Raw genomic sequence first — 15,870 nt, forward strand, 5'->3', positions numbered from 1 at the left:
AACAGCACAAACGCAGCGAGAAACTACCTGATATCGACCCTGCGAAAAATTACGAGGTCTCACCTTGGTAAAAAAATCTTAGAGCAATTCGGAAAGATTGGCATAAACCCTGGCTGATAAAACGCTCACTTGAAACTGAAAACCGGGAACTCTCGTCCCCGGCTTCAAATTTCAAAAACCTACTGGTGCTTTAGATGACCCAGGTATTGTCCGAGCCAATATAGCCATCTTTAAGCAAGCGGTCGACGATCTCATCAGCCAGAGCCTCAACAGTGCGCCCTGCAGTTTTCAAATGCAGTTCCGGAGCCTCAGGGGCTTCATAAGCACTATCTATCCCGGTAAAGTTGGAAATCTCACCTTTCCGGGCCTTGGCATAAAGTCCCTTAGGGTCACGTGTTTCACACTCTTCCAGAGTTGTATCGACAAAGATTTCAAAGAACTCATCCGTATCCAGCAAATCACGAGCAAGCTGACGTTCAGCCTTAAATGGCGAGATAAAGGAAACCAGTGTGATCAACCCTGCGTCCACAAAGAGCCTGGATATCTCAGCAACTCGGCGGATGTTTTCAACGCGATCAGCATCGGTAAATCCAAGATCTTTATTCAGACCATGACGAACATTATCGCCATCAAGCAGATAGGTATGCCGCCCAAGGCTCAGTAGCTTCTGTTCCACCGCATTCGCGATGGTCGACTTCCCGGAACCTGAAAGCCCTGTAAACCAGAGAACGGCAGGCTTCTGTCCTTTAAGACCACCACGCGCTTTCTTGTTCACATCCAGGGCTTGACGATGGACGTTAGTTGCCCGTCGCAGTCCAAACCAGATCAGACCAGCAGCAACAGTCTCATTCGTCATTCTGTCGATAAGAATAAAGCTGCCAGTATCCCGGTTTGCTTCATACGGGTCGAACGCAATTGCTTCAGAAAGCGCCAAATTACAGAACGCGATTTCATTAAGAGCCAGCTGCTTTGCCGCATGATGATCAAACGTGTTCACATCTACCTTGTGTTTGATCTCAGTAACACTTGCCCCGATGGTTTTAGTACCACACTTCAAAAGGTATGGACGCCCCGGCAGCATTGCATTTTCAGACATCCAGATCAGATGAGCGGCAAACTGGTCACTTACATCAGGTCGTGAGTGCGCTGGCGCCAGAACATCGCCACGAGAAATATCGATCTCATCAGCCAATGTCAGAGTAACCGATTGACCATCATCAGCTCGCAGCTGATCACCATCCATGGTGACAATCTTTTCAACGCGACTGGTTTTGCCAGACTGGGCAACGACAACTTCATCACCGACATTGACAGAACCACCACGAACGGTACCACTATATCCGCGAAAATCCAGATTTGGACGGTTCACCCACTGAACTGGAAAACGGAACGCTGCTTCGCTGTGCTCTTCACCAAGTTCAACATTTTCAAGGTGTTCAAGCAAAGTCGGGCCAGTAAACCAACTGAGTTTCTCGCTATTGGTGGTTACATTGTCACCAAAACGCGCAGAAAGCGGAATGACTTCACTACTGTCGAAATCAAAACCAGATGAAAAGCTCTCAAAATCCGCCTTGATTTCTTCAAACCGCTTTTGATCATAGTCAACGAGATCAATCTTGTTGACCGCCAGAACCACATGACGCACGCCCAACAATGAGGCAATAAACGCATGGCGACGTGTCTGCGTTAGCAGTCCATTGCGCGCATCAACCAGCAAAATTGCAAGATCTGCCGTTGACGCCCCGGTCGCCATGTTCCGCGTATACTGTTCATGCCCAGGTGTATCAGCAACAATAAACTTCCGTTTTTCAGTCGAGAAAAAGCGGTAAGCAACATCAATTGTGATCCCCTGCTCCCGCTCAGCCTCAAGGCCATCCACGAGCAGTGCAAGATCAATTTCGTCTGCAACAGTTCCGTGCTTGCGGCTATCTTTCTCAAGCGCTGCCAGCTGATCCTCAAAAATCAGCTTGGTGTCATAGAGCAAGCGACCAATAAGCGTGGACTTTCCATCATCGACACTGCCGCAAGTCAAAAACCGCAGGAAACTTTTGGACTCTTGTGAGTTGATATAGGTGGACAGATCAAATGCTTCTGCCACTGGCGCGATCTTATTCATTTAAAAATACCCCTCACGCTTCTTCTTTTCCATTGAGCCGGAGCTGTCATGATCAATCAGGCGACCACTACGTTCAGAAGTCCGTGCAATGAGCATCTCACTCACAATATCTTCAAGAGTATCAGCTGTGGATTCCACAGCCCCTGTCAGCGGATAACATCCAAGAGTTCTGAAACGAACATCCCGTTGCTCAACTTTCTCACCTGGTTCCAAACGAAAGCGATCATCATCCAACATCAACAAAGTGCCATCCCGCTCAACCACGGGTCGCTTGGCAGAGAAGTAGAGAGGTACAATTTCGATGCCTTCAGCCAGAATGTACTGCCAGATGTCCAGCTCAGTCCAATTGGAGAGCGGGAATGCGCGAATAGATTCACCCTTGGCGATCCGACCGTTATAAAGTGACCACAGTTCCGGGCGCTGGTTCTTAGGATCCCAACCATGGCTCGCAGAACGGAACGAAAAAACGCGTTCTTTTGCGCGCGATTTTTCTTCATCACGCCGCGCACCACCGAAAGCTGCATCAAACTTGTATTGCGTAAGCGCTTCTTTCAGCGCTTCCGTTTTCATGATGTGCGTATAATTGGAGCTGCCGTGATCAAATGGATTGATGTTGTTTTTGACGCCCTCTTCGTTCGTGTGAACGATCAGATCCAGTCCATATTTATCTACCGTGTAATCACGGAAAGTGATCATCTCCTGAAACTTCCACGTGGTATCCACGTGCAGTAGAGGAAATGGAGGCTTGGAAGGATAGAAGGCTTTAAGAGCAAGGTGCAGCATCACCGCGCTGTCTTTACCAATGGAGTAAAGCATCACAGGGTTGTCAAACTCTGCCGCTACCTCGCGAATAATATGAATGCTCTCGTTTTCTAGTCGTCGCAAATGCGACTGGCTATCAATGCCCATCACGGTCTCCAAAGGACGTGTCGTTAAGTCTTGAGCCAGAGTTTAACGGTTGAACATTGATGCGCCGAAGCTTACCAACCCGACCTTAAGCCATAATGGGAAATAATTTTTTCGTCTGCGACCGCAAGGAAGCAAGGATTTGCGAAAGGCTTGCCTTGAGGCGTTTCCAGCTTGCCATATTCAAGTGGCTCTCCACCTTCCACTATAACGCTTCCCCCAGCTGCACACAAAATTGCCTGTCCAGCAGCTGTGTCCCACTCCATCGTTGGCCCCATGCGTGGATAGAAATCTGCCTTACCCTCCGCAAGCCGACAAAATTTCAAAGAAGAACCCGCGGCTATAATTGAAGAGTTCTCTAGCTTTGAAATGAGGGTATTGGTTTTCTCACAGCGATGCGAACGACTTGCCAGAACTAACAGTTCGTCAGAAACCGCCTTACAACTCATTTGAGATTCATCACCGCACTCAAGACCTTTTGCATCAGCACGAAAGGCACCTTTGTTATCTTCTCCCCAAAATAACTCACCAGTTGCAGGGGCATAAATAACTCCTTTTGTCGGTTTGCCTTTCTCAATCAAAGCAATATTGACAGTGAACTCTCCGTTCCTGTTGATGAATTCCTTCGTACCATCAAGTGGGTCAACAAGAATGAAACAAGAACCAGTTTCAGGCATGACCCCGGCCTCCATAGATTCTTCAGCGATGACTGGTATATGAGGACACAAAACAGCTAGATGTTTCAGAATTATCTCCTCCGCCAGCTGATCAGCAACCGTGACCGGTGACCCGTCTCCCTTTTTTTTAGACTGAACGTCCTCTCCATAAATCCCCAGAATTCGTTGTCCGGCTTCCAATGCCGCAAGCTTAAAACCTTCAATCACAATTATACCTCTGATTGCATCTTGTTCATTCGGAAGTAACTTTTAGAACAGCATGTTCTGGAGAAACAAGAGAGCTTCACAATTTCGCGATAATTGACTGCGAATGAACATCTCTAAAGAATGAGTAATTCAAATTTCGGGCAATCGAAGCATTATGTCCTAGGACAAATTCATTTGGTACCATTGACGAGCCTAATTCGCTGCAGATAAGTGCTAAGAAAATGACTGTTTCGATCTCCTTGACCTAAGGAATTCAAATATATGACACGTGCGATACGAAAAGCTGTTCTCCCGGTTGCAGGTCTGGGCACCCGCTTCCTTCCTGCAACAAAAGCCGTTCCAAAAGAAATGCTGACCATTCTGGATCGGCCTATCATCCAATACGTGGTTGATGAAGCTCGCGCTGCCGGGATTGAGCACATCGTATTTGTAACAGGCAGAAACAAGCAGGTGATCGAAGATCACTTCGATATTGCTTACGAGCTGGAAGAAACTCTGCGTCGCAGAAACAAAGACCATGCGTTGGAACTTCTTGAAAAGATCCGTCCTTCCGCAGGTACAACCAGTTTCACCCGTCAGCAGGAACCTCTCGGCCTGGGGCATGCGATCTGGTGTGCACGCGACATCATCGGCAATGAACCTTTCGCTATTTTGCTGCCAGACATGCTGATGAAAGCGCCAAAAGGCTGCCTCTCACAAATGGTAGAGGCCTATGAGAACCATGGCGGCAACATCATCTCAGTTGAGGAAGTGCCGTGGGATCAAACACACAAATACGGCATTATCGAGCGGGATGCTCCACGCGCTGACGACACGTTCTCCATCACTGGTATGGTTGAAAAGCCAGCAGAAGGGACTGCACCGTCAAACCTCTACATCAATGGCCGTTATATCCTGCAGCCAGAGATTTTTGGACTTCTCGAAAACCAGAGCACCGGTGCTGGTGGTGAGATTCAGCTCACCGATGCCATGCTCACACTGATGGGTCAGCAGGACTTCCACGGCGTCGAATTCCGTGGAGAAACTTATGACTGTGGTTCTCGCTCAGGGTTCTTGTCGGCAAATGTCGCTTACGCATTGGATGATTCGGAGCTGGCTGCACAGCTACGCCCAATGTTGGACAAGCTTCTTGTAAAAACCAGCTGAGTATCGGGAAACGTGAAATGGAAAAAGTACTTGTAACAGGCACTGCCGGCTTTATCGGCAACGCTGTAGCCCTCCGTCTGTTACAAGATGGCTATCATGTCATCGGCCTGGATTGTGTCACAGACTACTATGATGTGACGCTGAAGGAAGAGCGACTGAAACGCCTCACATCCTCTAACCATTTCACAGAGGAACGGATCAGGCTTGAAGATGCCGAAGCTGTCATGCGCATCTTCAAGCAACATGCACCGTCAAAGGTCATTCACCTTGCTGCTCAGGCAGGCGTGCGCTACTCGCTGGAAAGCCCTCAATCTTATGTCGATGCCAACGTCACTGGCTTTTTATCCATACTGGAAGGCGCGCGCGCTCATGGTGTAAAGCATCTGGTCTACGCGTCCACCAGTTCTGTCTACGGGCTGGATGAAACAATGCCATTATCAACGCACCGTGGCGGCAATCATCCGGTTTCATTCTATGCAGCCACCAAAAAAGCCAATGAGGCAATGGCCCATTCCTATGCCCACCTCTTTGACATCCCTTGTACAGGCTTGCGGTTCTTTACCGTTTACGGTCCTTGGGGGCGCCCGGACATGGCTCTGTTCAAATTCACCAAGGCCATATTAGAGGGTAAACCTGTACCGCTGTTCAACCACGGCAATATGATCCGTGATTTCACATACGTGGATGATATTGTGGAAGGTATTGTGCGGGTTGCAAACCTTCCGCCCAAACGTACGGATGATTGGGATGGAAAAGCAGCTGATCCAGCGACCTCCAGCGCACCGTATCAGGTCTTCAACATCGGCAACAGCGATCCGGTTCAGCTAATGGACTATCTTGCCGCCATCGAAGACGCGCTGGGCATGACCGCAAAGAAAGAGTTCTTACCATTCCAGCCTGGAGACGTTGCAGCCACCTTCGCTGATGTTACGGATCTGATTGAGACAACGGGCTTCAAACCGCAAACCTCCGTAAAGGCAGGGGTTGCAAACTTCGTCAAATGGTATCGGGATTACTACAATGTGTAGGACATCCCAAGGTGCCATTTTATGGAAGAAATCGTCTCAGTTGTCGGGCTTGGCTATGTAGGCTTGCCTGTTGCTTGCGCGCTGGCGCATGCAGGTATCAAAACCATTGGTTACGATATAGATCGTCACCGGGTCCAAGAACTTCTCGAGGGAAATGATAGAACTGCCTCTGTCAGCAAGACGGCTCTTTCTTCCAAAAACCTAACGCTCACGTATTCCGCGCCTGATATCAGACAGGCGCGGATCCACATTGTTGCTGTCCCCACTCCAATAAACATCTCCAAACGCCCTGATCTCGGCCCAATAAAAAAAGCCTCAAAAATCGTTGGGGCCTTCATGAAGCCCAACGACATCGTAGTGTTCGAATCTACAGTTTATCCCGGCGCCACCGAAGAGATCGCGATCCCCCTTTTGCAACGAGAGTCCGGCCTGCGATTTCAGAAGGATTTCCAGATTGGATACTCACCCGAGCGGATCAATCCCGGCGACAAAAAGCACACGCTTTCTAATCTGCTCAAAATCGTTTCAGCCAGTTCAGAGGATGCACTTGAAACACTGGCCGAGCTATACGGAAAGATTGTCAAAGCAGGTGTTTACAAAGCCTCATCCATTAAAGTCGCTGAAGCTGCAAAGGTCATTGAAAATACACAACGTGATTTGAACATAGCGCTCATGAATGAGCTCTCCATGCTGTTTCATGCCATGGATATCGATACTCGCGATGTTCTGGAAGGTGCTTCAACCAAATGGAACTTCCTGCCATTTCATCCCGGTTTGGTCGGCGGACACTGTATCGGCGTTGACCCTTACTACCTGACAGATAAAGCACACCAGCTTGGTTTCTCCCCGCAAGTCATCCTTGCAGGACGAGGAACCAATGAAAGTATGAGCAAGTTCATTGCAACAGAAGTCATTCAAGGCTGCGTAAAACTTGCACGCCCTATGCCACCTCGCATTGCCATTTTAGGCATCACATACAAGGCAGACGTGCCTGACACGCGAAATTCCAAAGTAATCGACTTGATTAGAGAGTTGGAACGCTTCGGTGCCCATATCTTCGCTGTCGACCCTTTAGCCGATCCGGAACACACGAAAGAGCACTTTGGCGTTGAACTCTATCAGGAAACTCCACCGGGTGACTGTGATGCAGTTATTTTGGCAGTCCCCCATCACGCTTTCTTCGAGAACGAAGAACCCTGGCATGTGATGGAGCGGTATTTAAGTGCAGAAAAAGTCTTTGTTGCCGATCTTCATGGTCTCTTGGAAAGAGAGAAGACACCAGAGCATGTGCTTCTATGGCGCCTATAGAAAAGGCTTGGGCATTCTCACACCCAAGCCTTCGTAGTTTTTATGTTCGCTGAACCCTATGACCAAACATAAGGCGCCATGTCGCCACGTGCCCAGTCTTCTTTGGTCTGCTGGCGGAACTCTTCAAACCGACCTTCATCAATCGCATCACGGATGCCCTGCATCAGGTACTGGTAGTAAGCAAGGTTGTTCCAGGTCAACAGCATCGCAGCCAGACCTTCATTCACACGCACCAGATGGTGCAGGTAAGCGCGGGAGTATTTGGAAGTTGCTTCACAGTTGGATTGCTCATCCAACGGGCGCGGGTCTTCAGAATGGCGCGCATTCTTCAGGTTTACCTTACCAAATCGGGTATAGGCCAATCCATGACGGCCAGCACGGGTTGGCATCACACAGTCAAACTGATCAATACCACGCGCGACACTTTCCAGAATATCTTCTGGTGTGCCAACACCCATCAGATAACGCGGCTTGTCCTTTGGCATCGCAGGCGTCGTGATCTCCAGCATCTTCAGCATGACGGCCTGAGGCTCACCAACGGCCAGACCACCAACGGAATAACCTTCCATCGGAAGCTCACCAAGCCGCTGAGCAGATTCAACACGTAGATCCGGCACGTCACCGCCCTGAACAATACCGTAAAGGCCCTGCCCCTTTTCTGGGCCGCCCATCTTCTCAAACTGAGCACGGGAGCGTTCAGCCCAACGCAAAGACAATTGCATGGCACGCTCAACTTCATCCCGCTCAGCAGGAAGAGCAATACACTCATCAAGCTGCATCTGGATATCAGAACCAAGCAGGCCCTGAATTTCAACAGAGCGCTCCGGGCTCATGAAATGCTTTGACCCATCATGATGAGACGAGAAGGTTACACCTTCTTCTGTCATCTTGCGAAGACCAGACAAGGACATTACCTGGAACCCACCAGAGTCTGTCAGGATCGTGTGATCCCATCCCATAAATTTATGCAGGCCACCAAGTTTGGCAATCCGCTCAGCAGTCGGGCGCAGCATCAAATGGTATGTGTTACCGAGAACAACATCCGCCCCCAGATCACGCACCTGCTGCGGATACATAGCCTTTACAGTCGCCTGTGTACCAACCGGCATAAACGCAGGCGTATGAACCTTGCCGTGCGGCGTTGTAATTTCACCGCGGCGCGCCATGCCATCTGTTTTCAGCAGCTTGAAGGAAAACGGCTTGGTGCCCTGCTGTGTTTCACGAGATGTTTCGGTCATTTTGAAGCCTTTTTGAACAGCAGCGAGCTGTCTCCATAACTGTAAAAACGGTAGCCAGTGCTGATCGCATGCTCATAAGCAGCGCGCATTTCATCCATGCCACTCAATGCGCTCACAAGCATGAACAGCGTAGAGCGCGGCAAATGGAAGTTCGTCATCAGCGCATCAATGGCTTTAAACTGATAGCCCGGCGTAATAAAAATGTCGGTGCTTTGAGAAATCGGGTTGATCACGCCATCCTCAGATACTGAACTTTCCAGAATGCGCAGGGATGTTGTGCCAACAGAAACAATCTTGTTGTCGCGAGCACGTACAGCATTGAGCGCAGCTGCGGTCTCATTGCTGATCTCGCCATACTCAAAGTGCATCTTATGGTCTTCAGTCTTGTCGGCTTTGACTGGCAAAAACGTTCCAGCGCCCACATGAAGCGTCACAAAGTGCTTCTCAATACCGCGCTTTTCAAGTGCAGCAAACAACTGATCTGTAAAATGCAAGCCAGCAGTGGGTGCAGCAACAGCACCCTCATACTTTGCGTAGATGGTTTGATAATCTTTGCGGTCCTGATCGTCTTCAGCACGCTTGGCGGCAATGTAAGGCGGCAGCGGAATGTGCCCCACCTGCGCAATCGCAGCATCCAGCTCACCGGCAGAGCGGTCAAACTCGAACAGAATATCGCCAGCCTCAGACTTCTCAGTCACAACAGCAGAAAGCTCTGCTGTATCCTTGCTCTCCTCGTCAAAAGCAAAACGAACAGTATCACCAACTTTCAGTTTTTTAGCAGGGCGAACAAATGCACGCCATTCCTTGGCACTGGCCCGCTGGTGCAATGTCACACCAACTTTTGCCGTCACGCCATCACGTGAGCGGAAGCCAAGCAGCTGTGCCGGAATGACTTTTGTATCATTAAAGACAAGCGCATCACCCGGCTCTAAAAGATCAGGCAGAGACAGCACCTGATCATCTGTCAGCAGTTGCTCACCATCGGGGCGCACCACCAACAATCGTGAACTATCACGCGGAACTGCCGGGCGGAGCGCAATGTTTTCCGGCGGCAGATCAAAATCAAAATCATCAACCAGCATAGGGTATCCAGCTTTACAAAACAGCAACTCAGCGCCGCACAGTATGTGGTCGCCATCTCCGTGCTGTCTTATTGGAATTATTGCCAAATCCGTTTGTTCTCTGCAGGCTTTGCTGTCACCTGTCCCGCAGTCAAACGATTGAAGCCAGAGGGAGATACCCCCTGACGCAATTTAGGTCAACCTGTTTAGAAAAGCGCTGCGTCCATTTGCATGGCCCTAACAAAAAGGCCCGGCAAAATGCCGAGCCTTTTATAATTCGCAGTGCGTTCGCCATTAAGCGTCTGCAGCAACCTTCAAAGATACGATCTTATCTGGGTTGGAAACAGGCTCACCACGTTTGATCTTGTCAACGTTGTCCATACCTTCAACAACCTGACCCCATGCGGTGTACTGGCCGTCGAGCCAGGATGCATCGCCGAAGCAGATGAAGAATTGGCTGTCACCGGAGTTTGGATCCATAGAGCGAGCCATGGAGCAAGTGCCGCGAACGTGTTTCGCATCGTTGAACTCAGCTTTCAGCTTTTTGCCGGAGCCGCCAGTACCTGTGCCCTGAGGGCAGCCGGTCTGAGCCATGAAGCCGTCAATCACACGGTGGAACACGATGCCGTCGTAAAAGCCTTCACGTGCGAGCTCTTTAATACGAGCAACGTGGTTAGGTGCCAGGTCAGGACGCAGTTCAATAACAACGTTGCCCTGAGTGGTTTCCAGCAGCAGTGTGTTTTCTGGATCTTTGATATCAGCCACGGGACTGTCCTTTATCTTAGAATAAGTCTGAGTGCAGACATAGCCTCTACTTGGCGTCTGCCGCAACCTGCATTTTGATGATCTTATCAGGGTTACGAACAGGTTCGCCGCGTTTGATCTTGTCTACAGCGTCCATTCCGGAAACCACGTCACCAAATACGGTGTACTGACCATCAAGCCAGGACCCATCATTGAACATGATAAAGAACTGAGAGTTCGCACTGTTCGGGCTGCGGGACCGCGCCATGCCAAGAGTACCGCGCTTGAACGGAGCCTTGGAGAACTCAGCTTTCAGGTCAGGCATTTCAGAGCCGCCCATGCCTGTGCCGGTTGGGTCGCCAGTCTGCGCCATGAAGCCATCAATCACACGATGGAATACGATGCCATCATAAAAGCCTTCACGTGTAAGCTGTTTAATACGCTTCACATGCTCAGGTGCAAGATCAGGACGCAGCGCAATTTCAACGCGTCCGTCTTTCAGGTCCAGATAAATCGTGTTTTCAAGATCTTTCGCGCTGGCGGTGAATGGCATCATAAATGCGCCTACAACCATCGCACATGCTGTCAGGATACGTAGCAAGATTTCTGTCCTTGTCTTAGCCAAGGCGTACCTCCCAAATTCCCAATTGGCTTTCGAAAAGAGATACGCACACAAAACAAAATTTAGCGGGTGTTATGTGATTGCACATAAACGCGACGCGCTAAAAAAGTCTAACCCTATCAAATAGGCAGTCTTTTCTGTTGCGTTGTTTTTAAGCAATCTCAAAGCGCTTTTTAAGCGCAGCCTCAACACACTTGGGGACAAACGAACTGTAATCTCCCCCCATCTTTGCAATCTGGCGCACCAGTGTAGCCGTAATGGGGCGCATCACTGGTGAGCTTGGAAAAAATACGGTCTTGATGTCAGGTGCCATCGCCCCATTCATTCCAGCCATCTGCATTTCATAATTGAGATCAGTCGAGTCTCGAAGTCCGCGCACCAGAATATTAGAGCCATGCTCTCGCGCTGCATCCACTACCAGCCCAGTAAAGGAGACTGCACGAATACGAGCAGCATTTTCTGCACCAAACTGCTCTTCACAAGCAAGGCGGATCAACTCCACACGTTCTTCAAAGGAAAACAATGGAGCCTTGGAAGCCTGAATACCAATAGCTACAATCACCTCATCAGCCAAAACCAATGATTGCTCCAGAATATCCAGATGACCGTGTGTCATAGGATCAAAAGACCCCGGATAAAGTGCAATGCGCTTCATATAATCTCTCGCGTCACAAATGCCTCTCCCCATAAGCATCATAAATGACACTTACCTTTTGGGCTTTGGCGAGATTGAACCCATTTTACCCATGCGTTTCAAGCTATTTCTGACAATTAGGCCATACCATTTAGGACAGATCATGCAGAATTGGATCGATAGTTGGATCTACCCAAGACGTGCTTCTAGAAAAGCACAATGAAAGCCTTCAAATCTATATCACTCACAAAAGTGTAATTCGCTCTCCCAGAATAAAATAACCAGAAACAAAAAAGGCGGAGCACATGCCCCGCCTTTTTTCTAGAATCTACATCACTTACTCAGTGCTTGGCGCTTCACCACCGTCACCCTCAGGTGCCGGAGCAGCGCTCTCTGCGTCTGCCCCTCCGGTGTCTGTACCAACCTCAACAGCGTCTTCAGCTTCAACATTCTCGTCATCATCAGCTTCGCTAATACGCTCCACTGCAACAACTTGCTCTTCAGCAGAGGTATTGAACACGGTCACACCTTGTGTCGAACGACCTGCAATGCGGATGCCGTTAACCGGGCAACGGATCAGCTGACCACCATCGGTCACCAGCATAATCTCGTCACTGTCCTCACTACGGAAAGACGCAACCAGGCGGCCATTACGATCATTCACCGTCATCGCCGCGATACCCTTACCACCACGACCGGTAGTGCGGTACTCATACGAGCTGGTGCGCTTGCCATAACCCTTTTCAGAAACAGTAAGAATGACTTCTTCACTCTCGTCCATCTCTTTAAAGCGTTCTTCGGAGATGCCCGCATCCTCAAAGGACACATTCTCTTCTGCTTCCTCACCGCGCATAGCACGGGAAAGCTTCAGATAAGCCGTCCGCTCTTCTGAATCGCACTCAAAGTGACCGAGGATCGTCATGGAGATGACGTGATCACTCTCAGCAAGGTTGATCCCACGAACACCAACGGAGTTACGGCCAGAGAACACACGAACATCCGTTGCCGGGAAGCGAATACACATACCCGACGAGGTCGTCAGCAGAACATCATCGTCTTCCGTTGAAGTCATAACGTTGACGATGCCATCGCCCTCTTCCAACTTCATGGCGATCTTGCCGTTTTTATTGATCTGAGCGAAGTCTGAAAGCTTGTTCCGGCGGATGGTTCCACGCTTGGTCGCAAACATCACGTCCAGCTCTGCCCATGTTTCCTCATTTTCAGGAAGCGGCAGAATAGATGTGATGCGTTCACCCTGCTCCAGAGGAAGCATATTGACCAAAGCATTACCACGTGCCTGAGGGCTGGCCAGAGGCAGGCGCCAGACTTTCATCTTATAAGCGATACCGCGTGAAGAGAAGAACAGAACCGGCGTATGCGTATTGGCAACGAACAGACGGGTTACAAAATCTTCGTCTTTCGTCCGCATGCCAGACCGGCCCTTACCGCCACGACGCTGCGCACGATAAGTGTCCAGAGGAACGCGTTTGATGTAGCCGGTATGAGATACGGTCACGACCATATCTTCACGCTGGATCAGATCTTCATCATCCAGATCTCCGCCACCATCAGTAATTTCTGTCCGGCGCGGCGTCGCAAACTCATCACGTACTTCTTCAAGCTCGGTACGAACAATCTGAAGAATACGCTCACGGCTACGTAGAATATCAAGATAGTCCTTGATCTCCGTCGCCAGCTTGTCGAGTTCATCGCCAATCTCGTCACGGCCCAGAGCAGTCAGACGCTGCAAGCGCAGATCCAGAATGGCGCGAGCCTGATCTTCAGAAAGCTTGAACGTACCATCTTCCTGAATAGCGTAGCGTGGATCATCAATCAGCTGGATCAGCGGCTCGATGTCTTTCGCTGGCCAGTTACGCTCCATCAGCTGACGGCGCGCAGTCGCAGGATCAGGTGCTGTGCGAATAAGATGAATAACATCATCAATGTTGGCAGTCGCAACAGCCAAACCTACGAGAACATGAGCACGATCACGCGCTTTGTTCAGAAGGAACCGGGTCCGTCGACCAATAACCTCTTCACGGAAAGCAATGAACGCTTTCAGCATATCCTGCAGAGCAAGCTGCTCAGGACGGCCACCATTCAGAGCCACCACGTTACAGCCAAAGCTCTGTTGAAGCTGAGAGTAACGATAGAGCTGGTTCAGGATAACATCAGGAACCGCATCACGCTTCAGCTCAATAACAACGCGCATGCCACGACGATCTGATTCGTCGCGAATGTCAGAGATGCCCTCAATCCGCTTTTCACGAACAAGCTCTGCGATCTTTTCGATCATAGAGGATTTGTTCACCTGATAAGGGATTTCAGTGACAATCAATGCCATACGGCCTGAGCGAATTTCTTCCGTCTCAACCCGGCTGCGCATAAGAACGGAACCACGTCCGGTCTCATAGGCTGATTTGATGCCAGCACGGCCAAGAATAATACCACCGGTCGGGAAGTCCGGACCCGGGATAATCTCCATCAACTCTGGCAGAGTGATTTCAGGGCGCTCGATCATTGCGATCGTGCCATCAATCACTTCACCCATGTTATGCGGCGGAATATTGGTCGCCATACCAACTGCGATACCACCAGCACCGTTTACCAGCAGATTCGGGTAGCGTGCTGGGAGAACTTCAGGTTCCGTCTCGGAACCATCGTAGTTCTCGTTGAAGTTCACGGTATCTTTGTCGATATCGGAAAGCTGTGTCTGAGCAACTTTTTCGAGGCGACACTCTGTATAACGCATCGCTGCAGCACGGTCACCATCAACCGAGCCAAAGTTGCCCTGCCCATTAATGAGCGGCAGGCGCATGGAGAAATTTTGCGCCATACGAACAAGAGCATCATAAATCGCACTATCACCATGTGGGTGATATTTACCCATAACGTCACCAACGACGCGGGCTGATTTACGGTAGGGCTTGTTCCACTCGTATCCGTTTTCATGCATAGAATACAGAATACGGCGGTGAACCGGCTTCAAACCATCACGAACATCGGGAAGCGCACGGCTCACAATCACGCTCATGGCGTAATCGAGATAGCTGCGCTTCATTTCATCTGTGATAGAGACGGGCCGAATGTCGCTGGGTAGGCCACCTGGTGGTGTACTTAAGTCCTGATCTGCCAAGGATTATTCTCATCAATTTTAAGTCAGAATTCCCAGTCTTTATACCCGATTCAAACCGCAGAACCAAACGCCACAAGCCCTGAAAAGGCACCTAATAACAACTACCTTACCCCACGGCCCCACCGACCACTGGTTATTAGCCTTTCTACGCAGTTTCGTTGCTCAAAAGCCTCGCTCTTCCTCATAAAAATACTAAGCCATACGCAGGCAGTGCAAAATCCTATCAAACTCTTGCCAAATACAACATTGTCTGTTAGCGCCCTCTCAAGAACCGCAGAAATGCGGGTAAAACGCCCAAAGTTGGGCTAACATCACACACAAGGTAAAGCGCAATGCTCATTGAGTTCCTCATCAATGCATTTGCCATGCTGTTTGTCACCATTGACCCGATTGGCCTGGCGCCGATTTTTCTGGCAGTAACCGCCGGGGCAAGCAGTGTTGAGCGCCGTCAGATCGCGATTAAAGCCGTGATCATTTCTGGCATCACGCTTCTGGCATTTTTCTTTGCCGGACGCCAGCTTCTGGAAGTTCTCGGCATCTCTCAAGCTGCATTTAAGGTTGCAGGCGGCCTTCTACTCTTCATCATTGCAACTGAGATGGTGTTCGAACATCGCCAAAAGCGTAAAGCTGAAAGTGCGGAAAAGGTTGTCGAACAGGAAGACCTGTCTCAGACAGCTGTGTTCCCACTGGCTATTCCGCTCATTGCAGGTCCGGCAACTATCTCTGCAATCATCCTACTCGCCGGGCAGGCGCCGGGTTTCGCAGGCCAGATGAGCCTGATCGCAGTCCTCCTTTCTGTGCTTGCACTCAGCTTCTTTGTGTTTCTACTGGCAGCGCGCATCGATAAACTGCTCGGCTCCACAGTTCAGCTCATCATCACCCGTCTTTTTGGTGTGATCCTTGCCGCGCTGTCCGTTCAGTTCGTTGCAGACGGCATCTTCTCGTTAATCGAGATGCATTCATAATTCAGGCGAGCGCCCATACCTCTTGTGGGCGCTCTTCTCTCCAAATGAGTTAAAGCTTGCAGTCCCAAATCCCCTTCGTAAA

Annotated in this window: 13 protein-coding genes; 4 read left to right on the forward strand and 9 right to left on the reverse strand. The window is 49.9% G+C overall.

Annotated features, from left to right (window positions below):
- Positions 1 to 190 precede the first annotated feature (190 nt).
- From cysN to cysQ, 3 genes are all read right to left on the reverse strand, one after another.
- Entirely contained in the window at positions 191 to 2,116 is a 1,926-nt protein-coding gene (cysN, locus tag PsAD13_RS16530; protein WP_063300579.1) for a sulfate adenylyltransferase subunit CysN, read from the reverse strand.
- Positions 2,117 to 3,025 (reverse strand): sulfate adenylyltransferase subunit CysD, encoded by a 909-nt coding sequence (cysD, locus tag PsAD13_RS16535; protein WP_057466276.1) that lies wholly within the window; start codon positions 3,023 to 3,025, stop codon positions 2,117 to 2,119. It lies immediately after the preceding gene.
- Positions 3,026 to 3,096: 71 nt separating this feature from the next.
- Entirely contained in the window at positions 3,097 to 3,906 is an 810-nt protein-coding gene (gene cysQ, locus PsAD13_RS16540) for a 3'(2'),5'-bisphosphate nucleotidase CysQ (RefSeq protein ID WP_063318863.1), read from the reverse strand.
- Positions 3,907 to 4,167: 261 nt separating this feature from the next.
- Here cysQ and galU point away from each other — a divergent pair, with 261 nt between their 5' ends.
- Genes galU through PsAD13_RS16555 form a run of 3 tightly spaced genes read left to right on the forward strand, consistent with a single transcriptional unit; the run spans position 4,168 to position 7,388 of the window.
- Positions 4,168 to 5,052: a UTP--glucose-1-phosphate uridylyltransferase GalU gene (gene galU / locus PsAD13_RS16545; RefSeq protein ID WP_063318864.1), complete on the forward strand. Its 885-nt coding sequence runs from the start codon at positions 4,168 to 4,170 to the stop codon at positions 5,050 to 5,052.
- 17 nt (positions 5,053 to 5,069) lie between these two features.
- Positions 5,070 to 6,080: an NAD-dependent epimerase gene (locus PsAD13_RS16550; protein WP_063311234.1), complete on the forward strand. Its 1,011-nt coding sequence runs from the start codon at positions 5,070 to 5,072 to the stop codon at positions 6,078 to 6,080.
- 21 nt (positions 6,081 to 6,101) lie between these two features.
- Positions 6,102 to 7,388: a nucleotide sugar dehydrogenase gene (locus PsAD13_RS16555; protein ID WP_063318865.1), complete on the forward strand. Its 1,287-nt coding sequence runs from the start codon at positions 6,102 to 6,104 to the stop codon at positions 7,386 to 7,388.
- A 56-nt stretch (positions 7,389 to 7,444) separates the two neighbouring features.
- Here PsAD13_RS16555 and tgt read toward each other — a convergent pair whose 3' ends face one another.
- From tgt to gyrA, 6 genes are all read right to left on the reverse strand, one after another.
- Positions 7,445 to 8,626, reverse strand: a complete 1,182-nt coding sequence (tgt, locus tag PsAD13_RS16560; RefSeq protein ID WP_063318866.1) for a tRNA guanosine(34) transglycosylase Tgt — start codon at positions 8,624 to 8,626, stop codon at positions 7,445 to 7,447.
- Positions 8,623 to 9,708, reverse strand: coding sequence for a tRNA preQ1(34) S-adenosylmethionine ribosyltransferase-isomerase QueA (queA, locus tag PsAD13_RS16565; protein WP_063318867.1), 1,086 nt, complete (start codon positions 9,706 to 9,708; stop codon positions 8,623 to 8,625). The genes tgt and queA overlap by 4 nt, the downstream gene beginning before the upstream one ends.
- Before the next feature lie 273 nt (positions 9,709 to 9,981).
- Positions 9,982 to 10,443, reverse strand: a complete 462-nt coding sequence (locus PsAD13_RS16570; RefSeq protein WP_093521872.1) for a peptidylprolyl isomerase — start codon at positions 10,441 to 10,443, stop codon at positions 9,982 to 9,984.
- A gap of 55 nt (positions 10,444 to 10,498) precedes the next feature.
- Complete coding sequence (locus tag PsAD13_RS16575) at positions 10,499 to 11,005, reverse strand: peptidylprolyl isomerase (protein WP_063288896.1); 507 nt, start codon at positions 11,003 to 11,005, stop codon at positions 10,499 to 10,501.
- A gap of 199 nt (positions 11,006 to 11,204) precedes the next feature.
- On the reverse strand, positions 11,205 to 11,708 hold the full coding sequence (gene coaD / locus PsAD13_RS16580; RefSeq protein WP_063318868.1) for a pantetheine-phosphate adenylyltransferase: 504 nt from the start codon (positions 11,706 to 11,708) through the stop codon (positions 11,205 to 11,207).
- 316 nt (positions 11,709 to 12,024) lie between these two features.
- Positions 12,025 to 14,823: a DNA gyrase subunit A gene (gene gyrA / locus PsAD13_RS16585; protein ID WP_063318869.1), complete on the reverse strand. Its 2,799-nt coding sequence runs from the start codon at positions 14,821 to 14,823 to the stop codon at positions 12,025 to 12,027.
- 332 nt (positions 14,824 to 15,155) lie between these two features.
- On the opposite strand from gyrA, the gene PsAD13_RS16590 reads away from it, so the two are divergent.
- Positions 15,156 to 15,788, forward strand: coding sequence for a MarC family protein (locus PsAD13_RS16590; RefSeq protein WP_063311241.1), 633 nt, complete (start codon positions 15,156 to 15,158; stop codon positions 15,786 to 15,788).
- The last annotated feature ends 82 nt before the right edge of the window (positions 15,789 to 15,870 follow it).

The sequence above is a fragment of the Pseudovibrio sp. Ad13 genome, assembly GCF_001623225.1.
In the GTDB taxonomy this organism is placed as follows: Bacteria; Pseudomonadota; Alphaproteobacteria; order Rhizobiales; family Stappiaceae; genus Pseudovibrio.

Bases quoted from the DNA above. Each gene is read 5' to 3' on its own strand.
- PsAD13_RS16555 (WP_063318865.1), top strand. From the start codon at position 6,102: ATGGAAGAAATCGTCTCAGTTGTCGGGCTTGGCTATGTAGGCTTGCCT.
- queA (WP_063318867.1), bottom strand. From the start codon at position 9,708: ATGCTGGTTGATGATTTTGATTTTGATCTGCCGCCGGAAAACATTGCG.
- PsAD13_RS16575 (WP_063288896.1), bottom strand. From the start codon at position 11,005: ATGGTTGTAGGCGCATTTATGATGCCATTCACCGCCAGCGCGAAAGAT.
- galU (WP_063318864.1), top strand. From the start codon at position 4,168: ATGACACGTGCGATACGAAAAGCTGTTCTCCCGGTTGCAGGTCTGGGC.
- PsAD13_RS16590 (WP_063311241.1), top strand. From the start codon at position 15,156: ATGCTCATTGAGTTCCTCATCAATGCATTTGCCATGCTGTTTGTCACC.
- tgt (WP_063318866.1), bottom strand. From the start codon at position 8,626: ATGACCGAAACATCTCGTGAAACACAGCAGGGCACCAAGCCGTTTTCC.
- cysD (WP_057466276.1), bottom strand. From the start codon at position 3,025: ATGGGCATTGATAGCCAGTCGCATTTGCGACGACTAGAAAACGAGAGC.
- PsAD13_RS16550 (WP_063311234.1), top strand. From the start codon at position 5,070: ATGGAAAAAGTACTTGTAACAGGCACTGCCGGCTTTATCGGCAACGCT.
- cysN (WP_063300579.1), bottom strand. From the start codon at position 2,116: ATGAATAAGATCGCGCCAGTGGCAGAAGCATTTGATCTGTCCACCTAT.
- coaD (WP_063318868.1), bottom strand. From the start codon at position 11,708: ATGAAGCGCATTGCACTTTATCCGGGGTCTTTTGATCCTATGACACAC.